The sequence below is a fragment of the Paenirhizobium selenitireducens ATCC BAA-1503 genome (assembly GCF_900492185.1).
In the GTDB taxonomy this organism is placed as follows: domain Bacteria; phylum Pseudomonadota; class Alphaproteobacteria; order Rhizobiales; family Rhizobiaceae; genus Allorhizobium; species Allorhizobium selenitireducens_A.
Map to the genome: position 1 here is coordinate 67,116 of NZ_UEYP01000015.1, position 14,418 is coordinate 81,533.

The window sequence follows — 14,418 nt, forward strand, 5'->3', positions numbered from 1 at the left end:
ATCGGCGGCTGGGCGGTCGGTTTGCTGACAAGCGCCATCGCAGTGCCTTGCGGATGAGCCGGTCGCACTCACGGCGCCGGTTTGGATCTCCCTCTTCTCCCCATCGGGGAAAAGTGCCGAGCGTATGCGAGGCGATGAGGGGGGGCGAAGCCACCATCCCTCTTAGCGAACATAAGCTTCGCTCCCCCTCATCCGGCGCTACGCGCCACCTTCTCCCCGATGGGGAGAAGAGGGGCGGCCACCGCTCGTCCGTACCGCACTGACCAGCGAAACCAAGGCGAGAGCCCGCCAGTGCGCGCCGGTCATGGCTGCGCGTTGCAGCTCGGATAGGGCGGTTCTTCGCCGGTGACGGCGTCGCAGAGGCGGATCGGCAGGAGCTGGGCGAGGCGCGGTTTCCAGGTGTCGATGTCGTATTCCGGCCGGGCAGCCATAGGCGGGCCGCGCTCGGCCCATTGCACAGTGACATAGCCGAAGGCGGATTTGACGTAGACGATGACGGCGGTTTCGCTGCGCGCCTCCTGACCCTCCTCGGAAGGTGCGACCGTGCCGCAGCCGAGAAACACCACCAGTCCGGCAAGACCATTGATCTCGGTCGCCCCGAACGAGGTTCCGGTGAAGGTGTCCGCACAGGCCTGCTGGAAATGACCGGCCAGCACCTGGGCGGCGCCCTCCAGCATGTCGGCCTGCCCCTCGGCGTCCTTGACGCCGGTCATGGTGATCATCTGCGACCAGTCGTTGACGGTCTCGCCCGCCGGCACGGCTTCCTGGATGTAGCCGTCGGTGCTGGCATCCTCGTAGCTTGGCTGAAAGGCCGCGGGCAGCTGGTAGAAGATGATCTGGCCGAACACCGGCGTCGTCATCGTCATGCCGTCTTGCGAGCGGGCCGGCAACGCGGCCACCAGAGCAGTCATCGCCAGAAACAGAACCGCGACCTTCGCCTTCATGATCGTCTCCGTACGTATTGCCGCCGGCCGCCCGGGGCTTGTGCGGAGTCTATCGCATGCATCAACGCCCCTGTCGTGGCGCGACCGCGATTGTGCTGACTTTGATTGGTACGGAGAGCCGCCGGCCCGCGTTACCGTCAGTCGCCGGTGCTTGCCACGGGCGCGCGCACGGCCCTGTTGCCGGGCTTGCTGGCCCGCTTCCAGCCCATGATCTTCGGCCGCACCAGCCGGTAGGCCAGAAGCACGATCACCACGGCGATGTAGAAGGCCGGTTCGGCGGTGATCGCCTTCAGCGACAGCGCATAGTGCAGCACGGCGGCGGCCGCGATCGCATAGACCAGCTTGTGCAGTCGGTTCCACCTTTGTCCGAGCCTGCGGATCGACCAGCGGTTGGAGGTGGCCGCCAGCGGGATCAGCATCAACAGTCCCGCCATGCCGAGCATGATATAGGGCCGCTTGAGAATGTCACCAGCGATCGACGACAGGATCAGCCCGCGGTCGAGCGTCAGATAGACGGCGAAATGGGCGAGGACGTAGTAGAAGGCGAGGAGGCCGAGTGCGCGTCGATAGCTAATTAGATTAACACCTAACAGATCCCGAATCGGCGTGACGGCCAGCCCGAGGCAGAGGAACCTGAGAGCCCAGAGCCCGAGCAGGTGCTCGAAGGCCCGCACCGGATCGGCGCCCAGCCCGCCAAAAATGCCGAGATAGAAGGCATACAGCCCCGGCAGCAGCCCGATCGCATAGAGCGCCCAGACGGAGGCCGGTTTATAGCGGGCGGGCAGGGAAGGCATGACCATCGTCAGTCTCCGGTGTCAATGTGGTGCACCCTCGACGTCCCTTGAGCTGAAGGGCAGGGCGGCGGCGTGACCTCTTCTCCCCGGCGGGGAGAAGGTGGCGCGCAGCGCCGGATGAGGGGGGGCGAAGCAGGGCCCACGTTCTCGTCAGTAAAACTTCGTCAGGTCCATGCCGGCATAGAGGCCGGCGACCTCATCGGCATAGCCGTTGAAGGGAAGCGTTTTCATTCGAGCCCCGCCGAAGAGGCCGCTCGACTCGCCGATCCGCCGTTCGGTCGCCTGGCTCCAGCGCGGGTGGTCGACCGCCGGATTGACGTTGGCATAGAAGCCGTACTCGCTCGGCTGCATGACGTTCCAGCTCGCCGGCGGCTCTTTCTCGGTGAGCGTGATGCGCACGATCGACTTGATCCCCTTGAAACCGTATTTCCAAGGCACGACGAGCCGAAGCGGCGCGCCGTTCTGGTTCGGCAGGGTTTCCCCATAGAGGCCGGTCGCCAGTATGGTCAGCGGATGGCGTGCCTCGTCGAGTCGTAGCCCCTCGACATAGGGCCATTTCATCGGCTGGAACAGGCCGCGCTGACCCGGCATCTCATCGGGCCGCACCACGGTTTCGAAGGCGACATATTTGGCCGAGCCGAGCGGTTCCACCCGGTCGAGCAGCGAGGCGAGCGGAAAGCCGACCCAGGGGATGACCATCGACCAGGCCTCGACGCAGCGCATGCGGTAGACGCGCTCCTCCATCGGGAAATCCTTGAGGATCGTTTCGATGTCGATCACCTGGGGCTTGGCCACAAGCCCGCCGACCTCGATCGTCCAGGGCCGGGTCTGGAAGGCGCCGGAATTGTTGATCGGGTCGATCTTGTCGGTGCCGAACTCGTAGAAGTTATTGTAGGTGGTGACGTCCTGCTTGTCTGTCGGCTTTTCCGTCAGGACATATTGGCTCGGCTTGGCGGCGATGGCCGCGGCAAAGGCCTTGGGTGCGACCGTCAGGGCCATCCCGGCGGCAGCCGCGCCGATCAGGCTGCGGCGATTGATGTAGAGCGATTGCGGCATAATCTCGCTCGAGGCGATCTTCGGCGGACGGTAGCGGGACATGGGTCTGCTCTTTCGCTGTCGTTGCGGTCTATCTATGTCTCTCTACGTAGCAAATCTGATCGAAGTTTCATCGCCACGAAAAGAAACTTGCGACCACATTTTCGTGTAGGCGGCTTGATCGTCTGATCTTGTGGCACCCCGCTCGACCGCATACCCGCAAGCCGTGCCGAACGAAGCGACCGGATGCCAAGCGTACCGTTTTGCGCTATGCTGATAGTGACACAATAAGGGCCTTGCCCTATCACAAGGTCAAATTCCGGAGCAGAAACGCTCGCTGCCGATCCTTGTCGGCCAGCCCCAAGCCCGGCAAGAAGCAAGACAAGATCCGAGGTGACACCGATGCCAGCCTATCGTTCGAGAACCACGACCCACGGCCGCAACATGGCGGGTGCGCGCGGCCTTTGGCGCGCCACCGGCATGAAGGACAGTGATTTTGGCAAGCCGATCATCGCGGTGGTCAACTCGTTCACCCAGTTCGTGCCCGGCCACGTTCACCTCAAGGACCTCGGCCAGTTGGTCGCCCGCGAAATCGAGGCTTCCGGCGGCGTCGCCAAGGAATTCAATACGATCGCCGTCGACGACGGCATCGCCATGGGCCATGACGGCATGCTCTATTCGCTGCCGTCGCGCGAACTGATTGCCGACAGCGTCGAATACATGGTCAATGCCCACTGCGCCGACGCCATGGTCTGCATCTCCAACTGCGACAAGATCACCCCCGGCATGCTGATGGCCTCGCTTCGCCTCAACATCCCGACGATCTTCGTCTCGGGCGGCCCGATGGAGGCCGGCAAAGTCGTCATGCACGGCAAGAAGGTGGCCCTCGACCTGGTCGACGCCATGGTCGCCGCCGCCGACGAAGCGATCTCCGACGAGGACGTCGCCACCATCGAGCGCTCGGCCTGTCCGACCTGCGGCTCGTGCTCGGGCATGTTCACCGCCAATTCGATGAACTGCCTGACCGAGGCGCTCGGCCTGTCGCTGCCGGGCAACGGCTCGACGCTCGCCACTCATGCCGACCGCAAGGAACTCTTCCTCGAGGCCGGCCGCAGCATTGTCGGGCTCGCCAAGCGCTACTACGAGCAGGACGACGCGACCGCACTGCCGCGCGTCATCGCCTCCAAGGGCGCCTTCGAGAATGCCATGGCGCTCGACATCGCCATGGGCGGTTCGACCAACACCGTTCTGCACATCCTCGCCGCCGCGCACGAGGCCGAAATCGACTTCACCATGGACGACATCGACCGCCTGTCGCGCAAGGTTCCGTGCCTGTCCAAGGTCGCCCCGGCCAAGGCCGACGTGCACATGGAAGACGTCCACCGGGCAGGGGGCATCATGTCCATCCTCGGTGAACTGAACCGCGCCGGCCTGCTCAATGCCGAGCTGCCGACCGTTCACGCCCGGACCCTGGGCGACGCGCTGGCCAAGTGGGACATTTCGGTTTCCGAAGATCCGGCGGCCCTCAAGCTTTTCAGTGCCGCACCGGGCGGCATACCCACCCAGGTCGCCTTCAGCCAGGCGGCCCGCTGGGAAGAGCTCGACCTCGACCGCGAAAACGGCGTCATCCGCGATGCCCAGCATCCCTTCTCCAAGGATGGCGGCCTGGCAGTGCTCAAGGGCAATCTGGCGCTCGACGGCTGCATCGTGAAGACCGCCGGCGTCGACGAGTCGATCCTGAAGTTCACCGGTCCGGCCAAGGTCTATGAAAGCCAGGACGCCGCCGTGAAGGCGATCCTCTCGAACGAAGTTGTTGCCGGCGATGTCGTCGTCATCCGCTACGAAGGCCCGAAGGGCGGCCCGGGCATGCAGGAAATGCTCTATCCGACCAGCTACCTGAAGTCGAAGGGCCTCGGCAAGGTCTGCGCGCTGATCACCGACGGCCGCTTCTCCGGCGGAACGTCGGGCCTTTCCATCGGCCACGCCTCGCCGGAAGCGGCGAACGGCGGCACGATCGGCCTGGTGCGCGAAGGCGATACGATCGAGATCGACATCCCGAACCGCACGATCAATCTGGCCGTTGCGGAGGACGTGCTGGCCAAGCGCCGTGCCGAGCAGGATGCCCTCGGCTGGAAGCCGTCGAGCCCCCGCAAGCGCAACGTCACCACCGCGCTCAAGGCCTACGCCGCCTTCGCCAGCAGCGCCGACAAGGGTGCGGTCCGGATCCTGCCGGAATAAGCACGACCGGTCTGTCGTTCTAAGTCCGATTTCAGAAGCGCCGGCTGGTTTTCGCCGGCGCTTTCTTTGCTATTGAACCTGAGCTCCGCTGATCGTACGACGTCTGCTGCGTCGATCCCATTGCGAAAGGTAAGGAGGTTCCTTACTTTTAGTTTTGGAGGTGTTGTGATGATTACCAGCAAGCTGACAAGCAAGGCGCAGACGACCATTCCACAGGCCGTGCGGTCCGCCCTTCAACTGAAGGAGGGCGATGCGATCCGCTATACGATCGAAACCAACGGTCGCGTGACGATCAGCCGTGAGCCGGTCACCGATGGAGCCGATGACCCCTTCATCACCTTCAGCGAGTGGGATGGCGAAGCCGACAGGAAAGCCTATGCCGACCTTTGAGCCTGGCGATGTGGTTCGCGTGCCATTTCCCTATACCGATCGCAACACCCGCCAGCATCGTCCGGCACTCGTGGTGTCGAAAGGCGGAATCGGCGAAGACGGCGCTTTGCTCTGGGTGGTCATGATTACCTCCGCCGAGAATCGGCCATGGGCAGACGATATCCCCATCGCCGATCTTTCCGCGGCCGGTCTTCCCGTCCACTCCGTCGTCCGCCCCGTGAAGATCGCGACCGTTGAGAAGCGACATATCGAGCGCCTGGGAGCAGTTTCTGTCGAGGAGCGCCAGAGGGTCTCGGACAGGGTGCGGCGTTTGCTCGGCTAGCCTTTCTGTTCACTGACAGCCGCGAACACGTCTCTACGTCAATTTAGATAGCTAATTGCCTAATCGCATAAGCACCTAATCGCCTGTTCGGGTGGGCCGCTACCGGTCACTTCGGCTGCTCGATCAGGTCGTAGACGCTCTTCATCTGCGTCAGCCGCTCAGCATACGCCGCCCTTAGGCAAGTGAGATCCGCCTTGCAGGCCTGGCGCTTGGAAAGCCATTCGACCTGCTCGTCCTGCACCACGCCGCGGCTGCCCATCGGCATGAGGCCGGTGATCAGTTCGAAGGTGGTCGCCATCTTCACATCCATGTCGTTGAGGTCGCGATTGGCACAGATCGCGGTCTCGTCGGCGGCAAGCTCCGGCTTGTCGCAGTCGAAGCTCGCGGCCGCTGCCGGCAGGGGGAATCCCGTACCGAGACCAGCCATGATCGCAAACGCGGCGATGGGCTGAAACAGACGAGCGAACGGGCTGATCGGCATGGTGGAATTCTCCTTGAGCATTTCGTCAGGCCCAACGTCTCCGCCTTGGAAAAGTTCAATTCACGATTACCTTTGGCAATGCGCCGACCGGTGCGGCTCCGACGCTTTTCTTTTGCCCGTCCGGCGCCTATTGATCCTTGGAAACAATGAGGAGTAACCCATGCAGGGCATCGTTCGTGGTTTGGCTGTCTCGGCGCTTGCGCTTCTCGCCGCGCTGCCGGTGTCGACCTTCGCGCAGGAGCTTCGTGTTCCGCAGTCGGCTTCCGAGATGCAGATGTCGTTTGCGCCGCTGGTCAGGCAGACCCATGGCGCGGTCGTCAACGTCTATGCCGAGCGCATGGTGCAGCGCCGCGTCTCGCCCTTTGCCGGTGATCCCTTCTTCGAGCAGTTCTTCGGCCAGCGCATGCCGAACCGCACGGAGAAGCAGTCCTCGCTCGGCTCCGGTGTCATTGTCGGTGCGGACGGCATGGTGGTCACCAACAACCACGTGATCGACGGTGCCGACGACATCAAGGTGGCGCTCTCCGACGGCCGCGAATTCCCGGTCAAGGTCGTGCTGAAAGACGAGCGTCTCGATCTCGCCGTGCTGAAGATCGACGCCAAGGAAGAGCTTCCGGCTCTGGTGATCGGCGACAGCGACAAGGTGGAGGTCGGCGATCTGGTGCTGGCCATCGGCAATCCCTTCGGTGTCGGCCAGACGGTTACCAGCGGCATCGTCTCGGCGCTCGCCCGCAACCGGGTAACGGAGGGCGATTTCGGCTTCTTCATCCAGACCGACGCCTCGATCAATCCGGGCAATTCCGGCGGCGCGCTGATGAACATGAAGGGCGAATTGCTTGGCATCAACACGGCGATCTTTTCCAAGGGCGGCGGCTCGAACGGCATCGGCTTTGCCATCCCCGCCAATCTGGTCAAGGTGTTCCTCGCCGCCGCCGAGCGCGGCGATGCCAGCTTCGAGCGCCCCTATGTCGGCGCCACCTTCGAGCCGGTGACCTCGGATGTCGCCGAAGCGCTCGGCCTTGAAAGGGTGCGCGGCGCGCTTGTCGTGCGGGTCGTCGAGGGTGGACCGGCCGCCAAGGCCGGGCTGAAGGCAGGCCAGGTCGTCGAGGCGGTCGATGGCATTCCGGTCGAGCATCCCGATGCGCTCGGCTACCGGCTGACGACGGCCGGACTCGGCAAGACGGTGAAGCTCTCCATTCGCGACAACGGTCGCGAGTCAGAGATCGCCATGACGCTGACCGGTGCGCCGGAGACCATGCCCCGCGACGAGCGGCTGATCGAAGGGGGCAGCCCCTTTGCCGGCGCCCGTATCGCCAACCTGTCGCCGAAGCTCGCCTTCGAGCTGCGCATGCCCTCAGAAGTCACCGGTGTCGTCATCACCGAGATCGTCCGTGGCTCGCCGGCTGCCCGCCTCGGCTTCGCGCCGCATGACATCATCGTCTCGGTCAACGGCGTCAACATTGCCTCGACCTCTGTCATGGAGGCGGTGCTGGCCGAGACCCCCGGTTTCTGGCGCGTCGAGGTCGAGCGCGACGGCCAGCGCATCCAGCAGATTTTCCGATGAGCGATCTCTTCGCGCCGCATCTTCCCAAGGACGTGGAGGCCCGCCGGCCGCTCGCCGACCGGCTGCGCCCGAAGACGCTGGCCGAGGTCACCGGCCAGGAGCACCTGACCGGCGAGGACGGCGTGCTGGCGCGCATGATCGCGTCCGGCTCGCTCGGCTCGATGATCTTCTGGGGGCCGCCCGGCACCGGCAAGACGACGGTGGCACGGCTCCTCTCCGGCGAGGCGGGTCTCGCCTTCGAGCAGATCTCGGCGATCTTTTCCGGCGTCGCCGACCTGAAGAAGGTCTTCGAGGCCGCCCGCATGCGCCGCATGGATGGGCGCCAGACCCTGCTCTTCGTCGACGAGATCCATCGCTTCAACCGCGCTCAGCAGGACAGCTTCCTGCCGGTCATGGAAGACGGAACCGTGATCCTCGTCGGCGCGACGACGGAGAACCCGTCCTTCGAACTCAACGCCGCGCTTCTGTCGCGCGCCCGGGTCCTGACCTTCAAGGCCCATGATGAGGAGAGCCTGGCGACGCTTTTGAAGCGCGCCGAGGAAGTCGAGTGCAAGCCGCTGCCGCTCGACGCCGACGCACGGGCAAGCCTCATCCGCATGGCCGACGGCGACGGCCGCGCCGTGCTGACGCTGGCGGAGGAAGTCTGGCGAGCGGCGAGGGCAGGAGAGGTGTTCGACACCGAGGGCCTGACCCGGATCGTCCAGCGCCGGGCGCCCGTCTACGACAAGGGCCAGGACGGCCATTACAACCTGATCTCGGCGCTGCACAAGTCGGTGCGCGGTTCCGATCCCGATGCCGCGCTCTACTATCTCTGCCGCATGTTCGACGCCGGCGAGGACCCGCTCTATCTCGGCCGCCGATTGGTGCGCATGGCGGTCGAGGACATCGGTCTGGCCGATCCGCAGGCGCTGGTGATCTGCAACGCGGCGAAGGACGCCTACGACTATCTCGGCTCGCCGGAGGGGGAACTGGCGCTGGCCCAGGCCTGCGTCTATCTCGCCACCGCGCCGAAGTCGAATGGCGTCTACATGGCCTACAAGTCGGCAATGCGCGCCGCCAAGGAGAACGGCTCGCTGCTGCCGCCGAAGCACATCCTCAATGCGCCGACCAAGCTGATGAAGGCGGAAGGCTACAACGAGGGCTATCGTTACGACCACGACGAGCCGGATGCCTTTTCCGGCCAGGATTATTTCCCCGAGAAGATGGGCCGCCAGACCTTCTACGATCCCCCGGAGCGCGGCTTCGAGCGGGAGATCCGCAAGCGGCTGGACTGGTGGGCGAAGCTCAGGCGCGAGCGGGGCGGCTGACGGGGATCAAGAGGCCTTCGGCGCCCTTGCGGTTGCCGGCGCGGCGATCATCTTGACGGCCGAATCGGCGAGGCCATGATGGCCTTCCATGTCGACGATCAGATGCCAATGACCGCTTTCGGGAATGGCAAGCCGGATCGGCGACTTCTTGGCCACGCCGCCGACATACTTGAAATCGAGGGCTTCCTTGAAGCGCTGGAAATTGCCCGGCGTCATCAGCCGCACATTGTTGACCGCCGACAGCGTGACTTCGATGATCGCCCCGGCCCGCTGTTCCTTCAGGTCGTAATGGGTAAAACGAAAGGTCGGCTTGGCCATTCTGTTGCTCGTCTGTCGAAGGGAATTGAGGCGGCCAGTCTAGCGGGCCGCGGTTAAGGAAGCGTTTTTCGCCGTTTCCACCGGCGAGAACGCCCCCTCGCTTTCTCGGGAACATTCTTGGCATGGCGGCGTTTGACTGACAGCGATCCACCGCCGGGAGCAATCCGATGAAGACCAACACCTATCTCAACATATTCGTTTCGATGATGGTGAATGCCGTCATCTTCGGTGCGGGCGCAATCACCGTTCTGTCCGTTCCGGCCTTCAACGAACAGGCGAAATATCTGCTGCCGCTGGTCGTCGTCATCTCCTTCGTGGCCGCGCCCTTCATCGCCCGTCTGATCGCGCCGCGCATGCGCCTTCGCTACTGGCGCCGTCGAGGCGAGGTCTGACCATCGCGAAGCGACCGAGCCAATCCGATAAGAAACAAGGCGGTAAACGCCATTGCCATTCCCTCCACTCCACTGACCCCGAGCACCTCCGCCGGGGTCTCTTTTTGCCTGAAGTTGCTGCCGCGCCCTCCTGTCGCCGACGTCCGTCTCAGAAGCGCTTCTTCAGGAAGAACTGGCCGTGTGCGCCGTCTCCGCCTTCCAACTCGCCGAAGACATGATAGCCGAGCTTCTCGTAGAACGGGCGGGCCTGGAACTCGTAGGTGTCGAGCCAGATGCCGACATAGCCTCGGTCGCGGGAGATCTTCTCCGCCTCCGCCATCAGCCGGCTGCCGATCCCCTGTCCGCGATAGGCCTCCGGCACGACGAGATAGCGGATGAAGGCCCAGCCGAAGCTCTCCTCGCCATAGAGCCCGCCCTCGACCGCGCGCGTTTCCGGATGGCGCACCAGCACGGCGAAATCCGGCCGGTCGCCATTTCCCGTCTGCGCGGTGTTGTAGGCCTTCAGCACCTGGTAGACGGCATGGCGGTCTTCGTCCGAGGGGTTGTCCGGCACGGTTTCGATAATGGGACTTTGCATGGGGCTTTTCCTTCCTGCAGACCGACTCGCGCTGTTGTGCTGACGGTCTTGATGGCCGGGCCGGGCGCGCCTGTCCAGTGACCCGTACCGCCCGGCAAGCTGTCTGCCCGCAGGACGCGGCTCCGCCTTCACGCGAGCGCCCCGTGGTTTGATGGTTTTCTTTCTTGCCTGCCCGGTGGCAGACGAACGGAGCGCCTCGGGCTGCCGCGTAAGATAAAAAATGACACCCGAAGGCGCCCCGTTCGGCGGTTTTTGCCCCGCGACTTCGGCCTCTCTGCGGCGCCGGCCCTTGCCGGGGATTTTTCACGCGGGCCCCGGCTTTTGACCGGCGGACGCCCGCACACCCGCACAACCCGGTCTTACCACCATGCCACGCCACACAGGCGCTCCCGGCGCGCTGTCAGGACCGGCAAGGGTTTGGACCGTACAAAGCCCGAAAACCTTACCCCACGTCGCCAGGGGGAGACCATTGTCCGCGGACCCCGGGTAAAGGCTCTCGCGTCCTTCCTCCTTCCCCGGCGCCGGCCCCGCCTCGCCACAGTGCTTTGTGGTTTATCCGAGGGCGGAACGGGATGAGTCTGGGGCTGGGCGATGGGGCGGGAAGGAATGTGCCGCGTCGGATCTGATTTTGTTGGGGAATTGGGGCTGGTCTTCCCCGGCTGGTGGCGTTCGCGGCCGGATGCTGCGAGGCCCTCGCTTTGCTTGGGCACCTCAACATGAGGGTGCCCGGCGGCGCCTCTCATGCCGATGTGCTCATGGTATCCCTTGACCGAGGCGCACAACGGAAGCCCTCACCCTGAGGTGGGAGCGCATGCGACCCTCGAAGGGCGGGGGCAGATGGGGTTGGCTTGGGGCCCCGCGCGGTCGATTGCGACGAAACGTCTCTGCCTCGATCCGGGACCGCAAGCCGCGGTTAAGGAAGTGTTTATCGATTCGTGAAAGTTAGAAGGGACCTGCTGCGGCGGCGCGAGTGCCGGGGGGCAATGGTCCGGCAAGAGGGATCGCGCCGTGGCAGGCAGTGTAGAAATGTGTTCGCCCGTCCCTTGAAGGGTACGGGCTCTGTATGGAGTAGACCCATGACCAAGACCCTGAAGCCTCTGGCGCTGACGCTGATGGCGGCCTTTGCAACCGCCCCTGTCCACGCCGCCGACCTGACCTATTCCGAACCCGCGCCTTCCTATGAGGAACCGGCTGCCACATCATCCGGCTTTACCGGCGCCTATGCCGGTATCCATGCCGGCATGTCGTCCGAGCGGATCAATCCGTTTGCCGGGGACAAGGAATTCATGGGCGGCATCCAGGGCGGCTACAACACCGAAGTCAACGGCGTGATCGTCGGCGGCGAACTGGAATATTCGCACCTGGGTGACACCGAGGTCGACGTGCCGCGCGGCGCGCTCATCGAGCGTCATCGCGTCGCCGCCAAGGCGAAGGCGGGTGCAGCCATGGGCGAAACGCTGCTCTACGGCACCGCCGGCATGGCCATGACCAGCCTGCGCGACGGCAAGACCGTCGAAGGCCCGGACGGCTGGAAGCCCGGCTACCTGCTCGGCGCCGGCGTCGAGCAGAACCTCAATGCCAACCTCTCCGCCAAGGTCGAATACAACTATGTCCGCACCAACGACGTGCGCAGCTTCGACGGCGTCACCACCTCGCAGACCGACATCAGCGACCATGTCATCAAGGGCGGCGTGAACTACAAGTTCTAGTCTTTTCAGAAGCTTGGATATGCGAAGGGCGCCGGGTGACCGGCGCCTTTTGTGTTTCTGGGTGGCATTCAGGCGGAGAGGTGGGGCGCGTTCAGGCGGCGCCTTTGGCCAGCGCCTTTGCGGCCCCGTTCGGATCCACGGCGATCACCTTCAGATAGGCGCGAGCAGGGGCATCGGGCTCCGAGCGCCCCTGTTCCCAGTCGCGCAGGGTGCCGAGCGGGATCTGGTAGCGCGCGGAAAACGCCTCCTGGGTCAGGCGCAAGGCCCGGCGGATGACCTTAACCTGGGGCATGCGGGATGCGGCGCGGAGCTGATCTGCCGTCAGGGGCGGGTTGTCGGGGTCGCTGAGCGCGTTGGCTTCCGCTTCCGCGTCGCTCATGGCGTCGAGGCGGGACCAGTCCGATGGCGAGAATTTGCCATCATTCATTTTAATCCTGCCGCCGCAAAGGGGACATCTTTTCTGGAAGTCAGAATGAGCATTCTCTCGTCCCGGTCCCGCACATGGCCGAGATACACTAAGCGATGAGACTGCTTTGGACGATGAGAGAGAACTGGTCTCCCTCCGTCGCCGATAGGCGTTGTCTAAATGCTTGGTCGACGCGGGTGCGGTATGCCGACCGTGCTGATCTACAACAATAGGCACCTAGCAGAGGCCGGGTGCCTATTATCCAATGAGCGCCTTCTGCCCGTGCAGAAAAACTCACTTCTCATATGGCTCATATGGCGCGGTTAAGCCAACTGAATCAGCTGCCAAGTTACAGCTTTGCCACCATACGGGGGCATCTTGTTGCCCTTCGAAATCGGCGCTGTAGTCGAAGGCGTTCCAACGACTTTCCAGACACCGCTTTCAGGGCAAATCTCACCCGTGCGCGCTGTACGACCTACGGCCATGTGTTTTTCTCCTTCCTTCTGCATCATTAACACGCCAAGCAGCACGGGCGTACTTGACATCCATTGATCGGAGGAACAGCATGGCCGCGCTTTAGCAAGCACACGAACCGCAGGGCGGCAGACGCTCCCTGGCTGTTCCGAGGCGACGTAACTTCCAGGTTGCGTCGCCTTTTTTGTATGTTCTGCGTGGCTAGATAGTTTGTCCAGTATGGATTTATGCACAAAATCCACAACCACCTTGACCGCGTGGAAGAATCGTTGCATTTTTATAGTGGTACGCTAGATGTAGGATCCATTTTTCCGATACCTACTATATATTGTGGAAAAGTGGCTGCAAGCACTTTTTTTGTCTTGTTGTTGATAACTCGGATATCCACAAGTTATTCACAGCGTACTCCCCGCAAAAAGAAATAGCTTATTGGTTGGCCGTTATTCCGGTTCTGCATTTTTACTTCAGAAACAGTGCAGCCAGAGGCTCCCCCAGGGGCGCATCTCTTTCAAACCCGTGTGCCAGCCCTGGGCGATCGAGCGCATGCAGCGGTCGGCTTACTTCTTTTTTGGCGGCGGCATTGATCTGCGGGGGTACGATGCGTAGCTGATTTTTGGACAGCGCAGATAGTCCGGATTGGTTTCCGCATTCAATCGTCGAAGCGAGTGTCCATTGAGCCATCCGCATGCTGGTGCCTGCGGATGGCTGCTGCCGCTTACTTCTTTTTGTTCGGCGCCTGCGTCAACGCCGAAGCTGCCACTTTTTTGACGGCCGCGGGTGTTTTCGGGTTGCTCAGGAGCTTTGCAGCAGTCGATGCAACAGATTTCGAAGTATGTTCATTGCGAGCCATGGGGTTCTCCCTGTTAATGGCTGCCAAAGCTACCTCGACTCCGAGACCCTAAACCCCATATACTCACCGTGCTACAGGCAGGGGATGCGAGTCTCATTGCCCCGCGTGGGCTTCGGCCTTTTCGCGGTATTCAAAGCCGGGGTCGTTGACTCCGGCTTTGCTATTTCAAACACACGCAATTTCGAATCTCGTTTTGTTCTTCTTTGAACTCCAGCCCGAAGAAAGATCCTCGGGCTGTAACTCGTTGTTATTGTGGAGCGACAATCAGTTTGACACAAAACGGCTTCCGGAACCCCAGAGCGCAAGGCTTTTCTGGATCGATTACGACAAGCCTGGTGACACAACGACAGATCGGTCTGACACACATTCCAGATGGCGATTTCGAGCGAGGAAGGTTCTGAGGATACGGCGACGGGCGAGGGCGCGTACGATCTCAGCCTGAGGCTGACACAACGAGAACTATCGTGGAAACGATGACCTTTTGACCTCATGACCTGAGACCCAATCTTCCTCCAGTTTTCGGGAGAGTCTTGGGTTTTTAATCTGGCCTCATGCGGCCTGTTTTTCCATAGCCATTTTCATTGCGAACTCGCTGGGGGTGATATTGCCCAGCGACG

The 14,418-nt window shown here is 62.8% G+C and carries 15 protein-coding genes; 7 read left to right on the forward strand and 8 right to left on the reverse strand.

The window, feature by feature from the left end:
• Positions 1–302: 302 nt before the first annotated feature.
• The 3 genes from RHIZ70P_RS19255 to msrP all read right to left on the reverse strand — a co-directional run bounded on the left by RHIZ70P_RS19255 (position 303) and on the right by msrP (position 2,836).
• Positions 303–944: a hypothetical protein gene (locus RHIZ70P_RS19255; RefSeq protein ID WP_115672083.1), complete on the reverse strand. Its 642-nt coding sequence runs from the start codon at positions 942–944 to the stop codon at positions 303–305.
• Between the two features lie 137 nt (positions 945–1,081).
• Entirely contained in the window at positions 1,082–1,744 is a 663-nt protein-coding gene (gene msrQ, locus RHIZ70P_RS19260; protein ID WP_115672084.1) for a protein-methionine-sulfoxide reductase heme-binding subunit MsrQ, read from the reverse strand.
• A 144-nt stretch (positions 1,745–1,888) separates the two neighbouring features.
• Positions 1,889–2,836 (reverse strand): protein-methionine-sulfoxide reductase catalytic subunit MsrP, encoded by a 948-nt coding sequence (gene msrP / locus RHIZ70P_RS19265; protein ID WP_115672085.1) that lies wholly within the window; start codon positions 2,834–2,836, stop codon positions 1,889–1,891.
• Between the two features lie 339 nt (positions 2,837–3,175).
• On the opposite strand from msrP, the gene ilvD reads away from it, so the two are divergent.
• The 3 genes from ilvD (at position 3,176) to RHIZ70P_RS19280 (ending at position 5,723) form a co-directional block, all read left to right on the forward strand.
• Entirely contained in the window at positions 3,176–5,011 is a 1,836-nt protein-coding gene (ilvD, locus tag RHIZ70P_RS19270; protein ID WP_115672086.1) for a dihydroxy-acid dehydratase, read from the forward strand.
• 168 nt (positions 5,012–5,179) lie between these two features.
• Positions 5,180–5,401 (forward strand): type II toxin-antitoxin system PrlF family antitoxin, encoded by a 222-nt coding sequence (locus tag RHIZ70P_RS19275; protein ID WP_115672087.1) that lies wholly within the window; start codon positions 5,180–5,182, stop codon positions 5,399–5,401.
• On the forward strand, positions 5,388–5,723 hold the full coding sequence (locus RHIZ70P_RS19280) for a type II toxin-antitoxin system PemK/MazF family toxin (RefSeq protein WP_115672088.1): 336 nt from the start codon (positions 5,388–5,390) through the stop codon (positions 5,721–5,723). The genes RHIZ70P_RS19275 and RHIZ70P_RS19280 overlap by 14 nt, the downstream gene beginning before the upstream one ends.
• Before the next feature lie 106 nt (positions 5,724–5,829).
• On the opposite strand, the gene RHIZ70P_RS19285 is transcribed toward RHIZ70P_RS19280, so the two are convergent.
• The gene (locus RHIZ70P_RS19285) at positions 5,830–6,150 is read right to left on the reverse strand and encodes a lysozyme inhibitor LprI family protein (RefSeq protein WP_115672101.1); all 321 of its coding nucleotides are present in this window, start codon (positions 6,148–6,150) and stop codon (positions 5,830–5,832) included.
• 214 nt (positions 6,151–6,364) lie between these two features.
• Here RHIZ70P_RS19285 and RHIZ70P_RS19290 point away from each other — a divergent pair, with 214 nt between their 5' ends.
• Both RHIZ70P_RS19290 and RHIZ70P_RS19295 read left to right on the forward strand, forming a co-directional pair.
• Positions 6,365–7,768, forward strand: coding sequence for a DegQ family serine endoprotease (locus RHIZ70P_RS19290; RefSeq protein ID WP_115672089.1), 1,404 nt, complete (start codon positions 6,365–6,367; stop codon positions 7,766–7,768).
• Complete coding sequence (locus tag RHIZ70P_RS19295) at positions 7,765–9,075, forward strand: replication-associated recombination protein A (RefSeq protein WP_115672090.1); 1,311 nt, start codon at positions 7,765–7,767, stop codon at positions 9,073–9,075. The genes RHIZ70P_RS19290 and RHIZ70P_RS19295 overlap by 4 nt, the downstream gene beginning before the upstream one ends.
• Positions 9,076–9,081: 6 nt before the next feature.
• On the opposite strand, the gene RHIZ70P_RS19300 is transcribed toward RHIZ70P_RS19295, so the two are convergent.
• Entirely contained in the window at positions 9,082–9,393 is a 312-nt protein-coding gene (locus RHIZ70P_RS19300; protein ID WP_115672091.1) for a DUF1883 domain-containing protein, read from the reverse strand.
• A gap of 167 nt (positions 9,394–9,560) precedes the next feature.
• Here RHIZ70P_RS19300 and RHIZ70P_RS19305 point away from each other — a divergent pair, with 167 nt between their 5' ends.
• A complete protein-coding gene (locus RHIZ70P_RS19305) occupies positions 9,561–9,785 on the forward strand; it encodes a hypothetical protein (protein WP_115672092.1) in 225 nt (74 codons plus the stop codon).
• Between the two features lie 148 nt (positions 9,786–9,933).
• Here the strand turns inward: RHIZ70P_RS19305 and RHIZ70P_RS19310 are convergent, their stop codons facing one another.
• Positions 9,934–10,362, reverse strand: coding sequence for a GNAT family N-acetyltransferase (locus tag RHIZ70P_RS19310; protein WP_115672093.1), 429 nt, complete (start codon positions 10,360–10,362; stop codon positions 9,934–9,936).
• Between the two features lie 1,076 nt (positions 10,363–11,438).
• Here RHIZ70P_RS19310 and RHIZ70P_RS19315 point away from each other — a divergent pair.
• Positions 11,439–12,071, forward strand: a complete 633-nt coding sequence (locus RHIZ70P_RS19315; protein WP_115672094.1) for an outer membrane protein — start codon at positions 11,439–11,441, stop codon at positions 12,069–12,071.
• 91 nt (positions 12,072–12,162) lie between these two features.
• On the opposite strand, the gene RHIZ70P_RS19320 is transcribed toward RHIZ70P_RS19315, so the two are convergent.
• Both RHIZ70P_RS19320 and RHIZ70P_RS23415 read right to left on the reverse strand, forming a co-directional pair.
• Positions 12,163–12,498, reverse strand: coding sequence for a helix-turn-helix domain-containing protein (locus RHIZ70P_RS19320; RefSeq protein WP_235842281.1), 336 nt, complete (start codon positions 12,496–12,498; stop codon positions 12,163–12,165).
• 1,168 nt (positions 12,499–13,666) lie between these two features.
• On the reverse strand, positions 13,667–13,801 hold the full coding sequence (locus RHIZ70P_RS23415; RefSeq protein WP_268877539.1) for a hypothetical protein: 135 nt from the start codon (positions 13,799–13,801) through the stop codon (positions 13,667–13,669).
• Between the last annotated feature and the right edge of the window lie 617 nt (positions 13,802–14,418).

Coding starts and splice junctions, on each gene's coding strand:
- RHIZ70P_RS19255 (WP_115672083.1), bottom strand. CDS start 944: ATGAAGGCGAAGGTCGCGGTTCTGTTTCTGGCGATGACTGCTCTGGTG.
- msrQ (WP_115672084.1), bottom strand. CDS start 1,744: ATGGTCATGCCTTCCCTGCCCGCCCGCTATAAACCGGCCTCCGTCTGG.
- msrP (WP_115672085.1), bottom strand. CDS start 2,836: ATGTCCCGCTACCGTCCGCCGAAGATCGCCTCGAGCGAGATTATGCCG.
- ilvD (WP_115672086.1), top strand. CDS start 3,176: ATGCCAGCCTATCGTTCGAGAACCACGACCCACGGCCGCAACATGGCG.
- RHIZ70P_RS19275 (WP_115672087.1), top strand. CDS start 5,180: ATGATTACCAGCAAGCTGACAAGCAAGGCGCAGACGACCATTCCACAG.
- RHIZ70P_RS19280 (WP_115672088.1), top strand. CDS start 5,388: ATGCCGACCTTTGAGCCTGGCGATGTGGTTCGCGTGCCATTTCCCTAT.
- RHIZ70P_RS19285 (WP_115672101.1), bottom strand. CDS start 6,150: ATGGCTGGTCTCGGTACGGGATTCCCCCTGCCGGCAGCGGCCGCGAGC.
- RHIZ70P_RS19290 (WP_115672089.1), top strand. CDS start 6,365: ATGCAGGGCATCGTTCGTGGTTTGGCTGTCTCGGCGCTTGCGCTTCTC.
- RHIZ70P_RS19295 (WP_115672090.1), top strand. CDS start 7,765: ATGAGCGATCTCTTCGCGCCGCATCTTCCCAAGGACGTGGAGGCCCGC.
- RHIZ70P_RS19300 (WP_115672091.1), bottom strand. CDS start 9,393: ATGGCCAAGCCGACCTTTCGTTTTACCCATTACGACCTGAAGGAACAG.
- RHIZ70P_RS19305 (WP_115672092.1), top strand. CDS start 9,561: ATGAAGACCAACACCTATCTCAACATATTCGTTTCGATGATGGTGAAT.
- RHIZ70P_RS19310 (WP_115672093.1), bottom strand. CDS start 10,362: ATGCAAAGTCCCATTATCGAAACCGTGCCGGACAACCCCTCGGACGAA.
- RHIZ70P_RS19315 (WP_115672094.1), top strand. CDS start 11,439: ATGACCAAGACCCTGAAGCCTCTGGCGCTGACGCTGATGGCGGCCTTT.
- RHIZ70P_RS19320 (WP_235842281.1), bottom strand. CDS start 12,498: ATGAATGATGGCAAATTCTCGCCATCGGACTGGTCCCGCCTCGACGCC.
- RHIZ70P_RS23415 (WP_268877539.1), bottom strand. CDS start 13,801: ATGGCTCGCAATGAACATACTTCGAAATCTGTTGCATCGACTGCTGCA.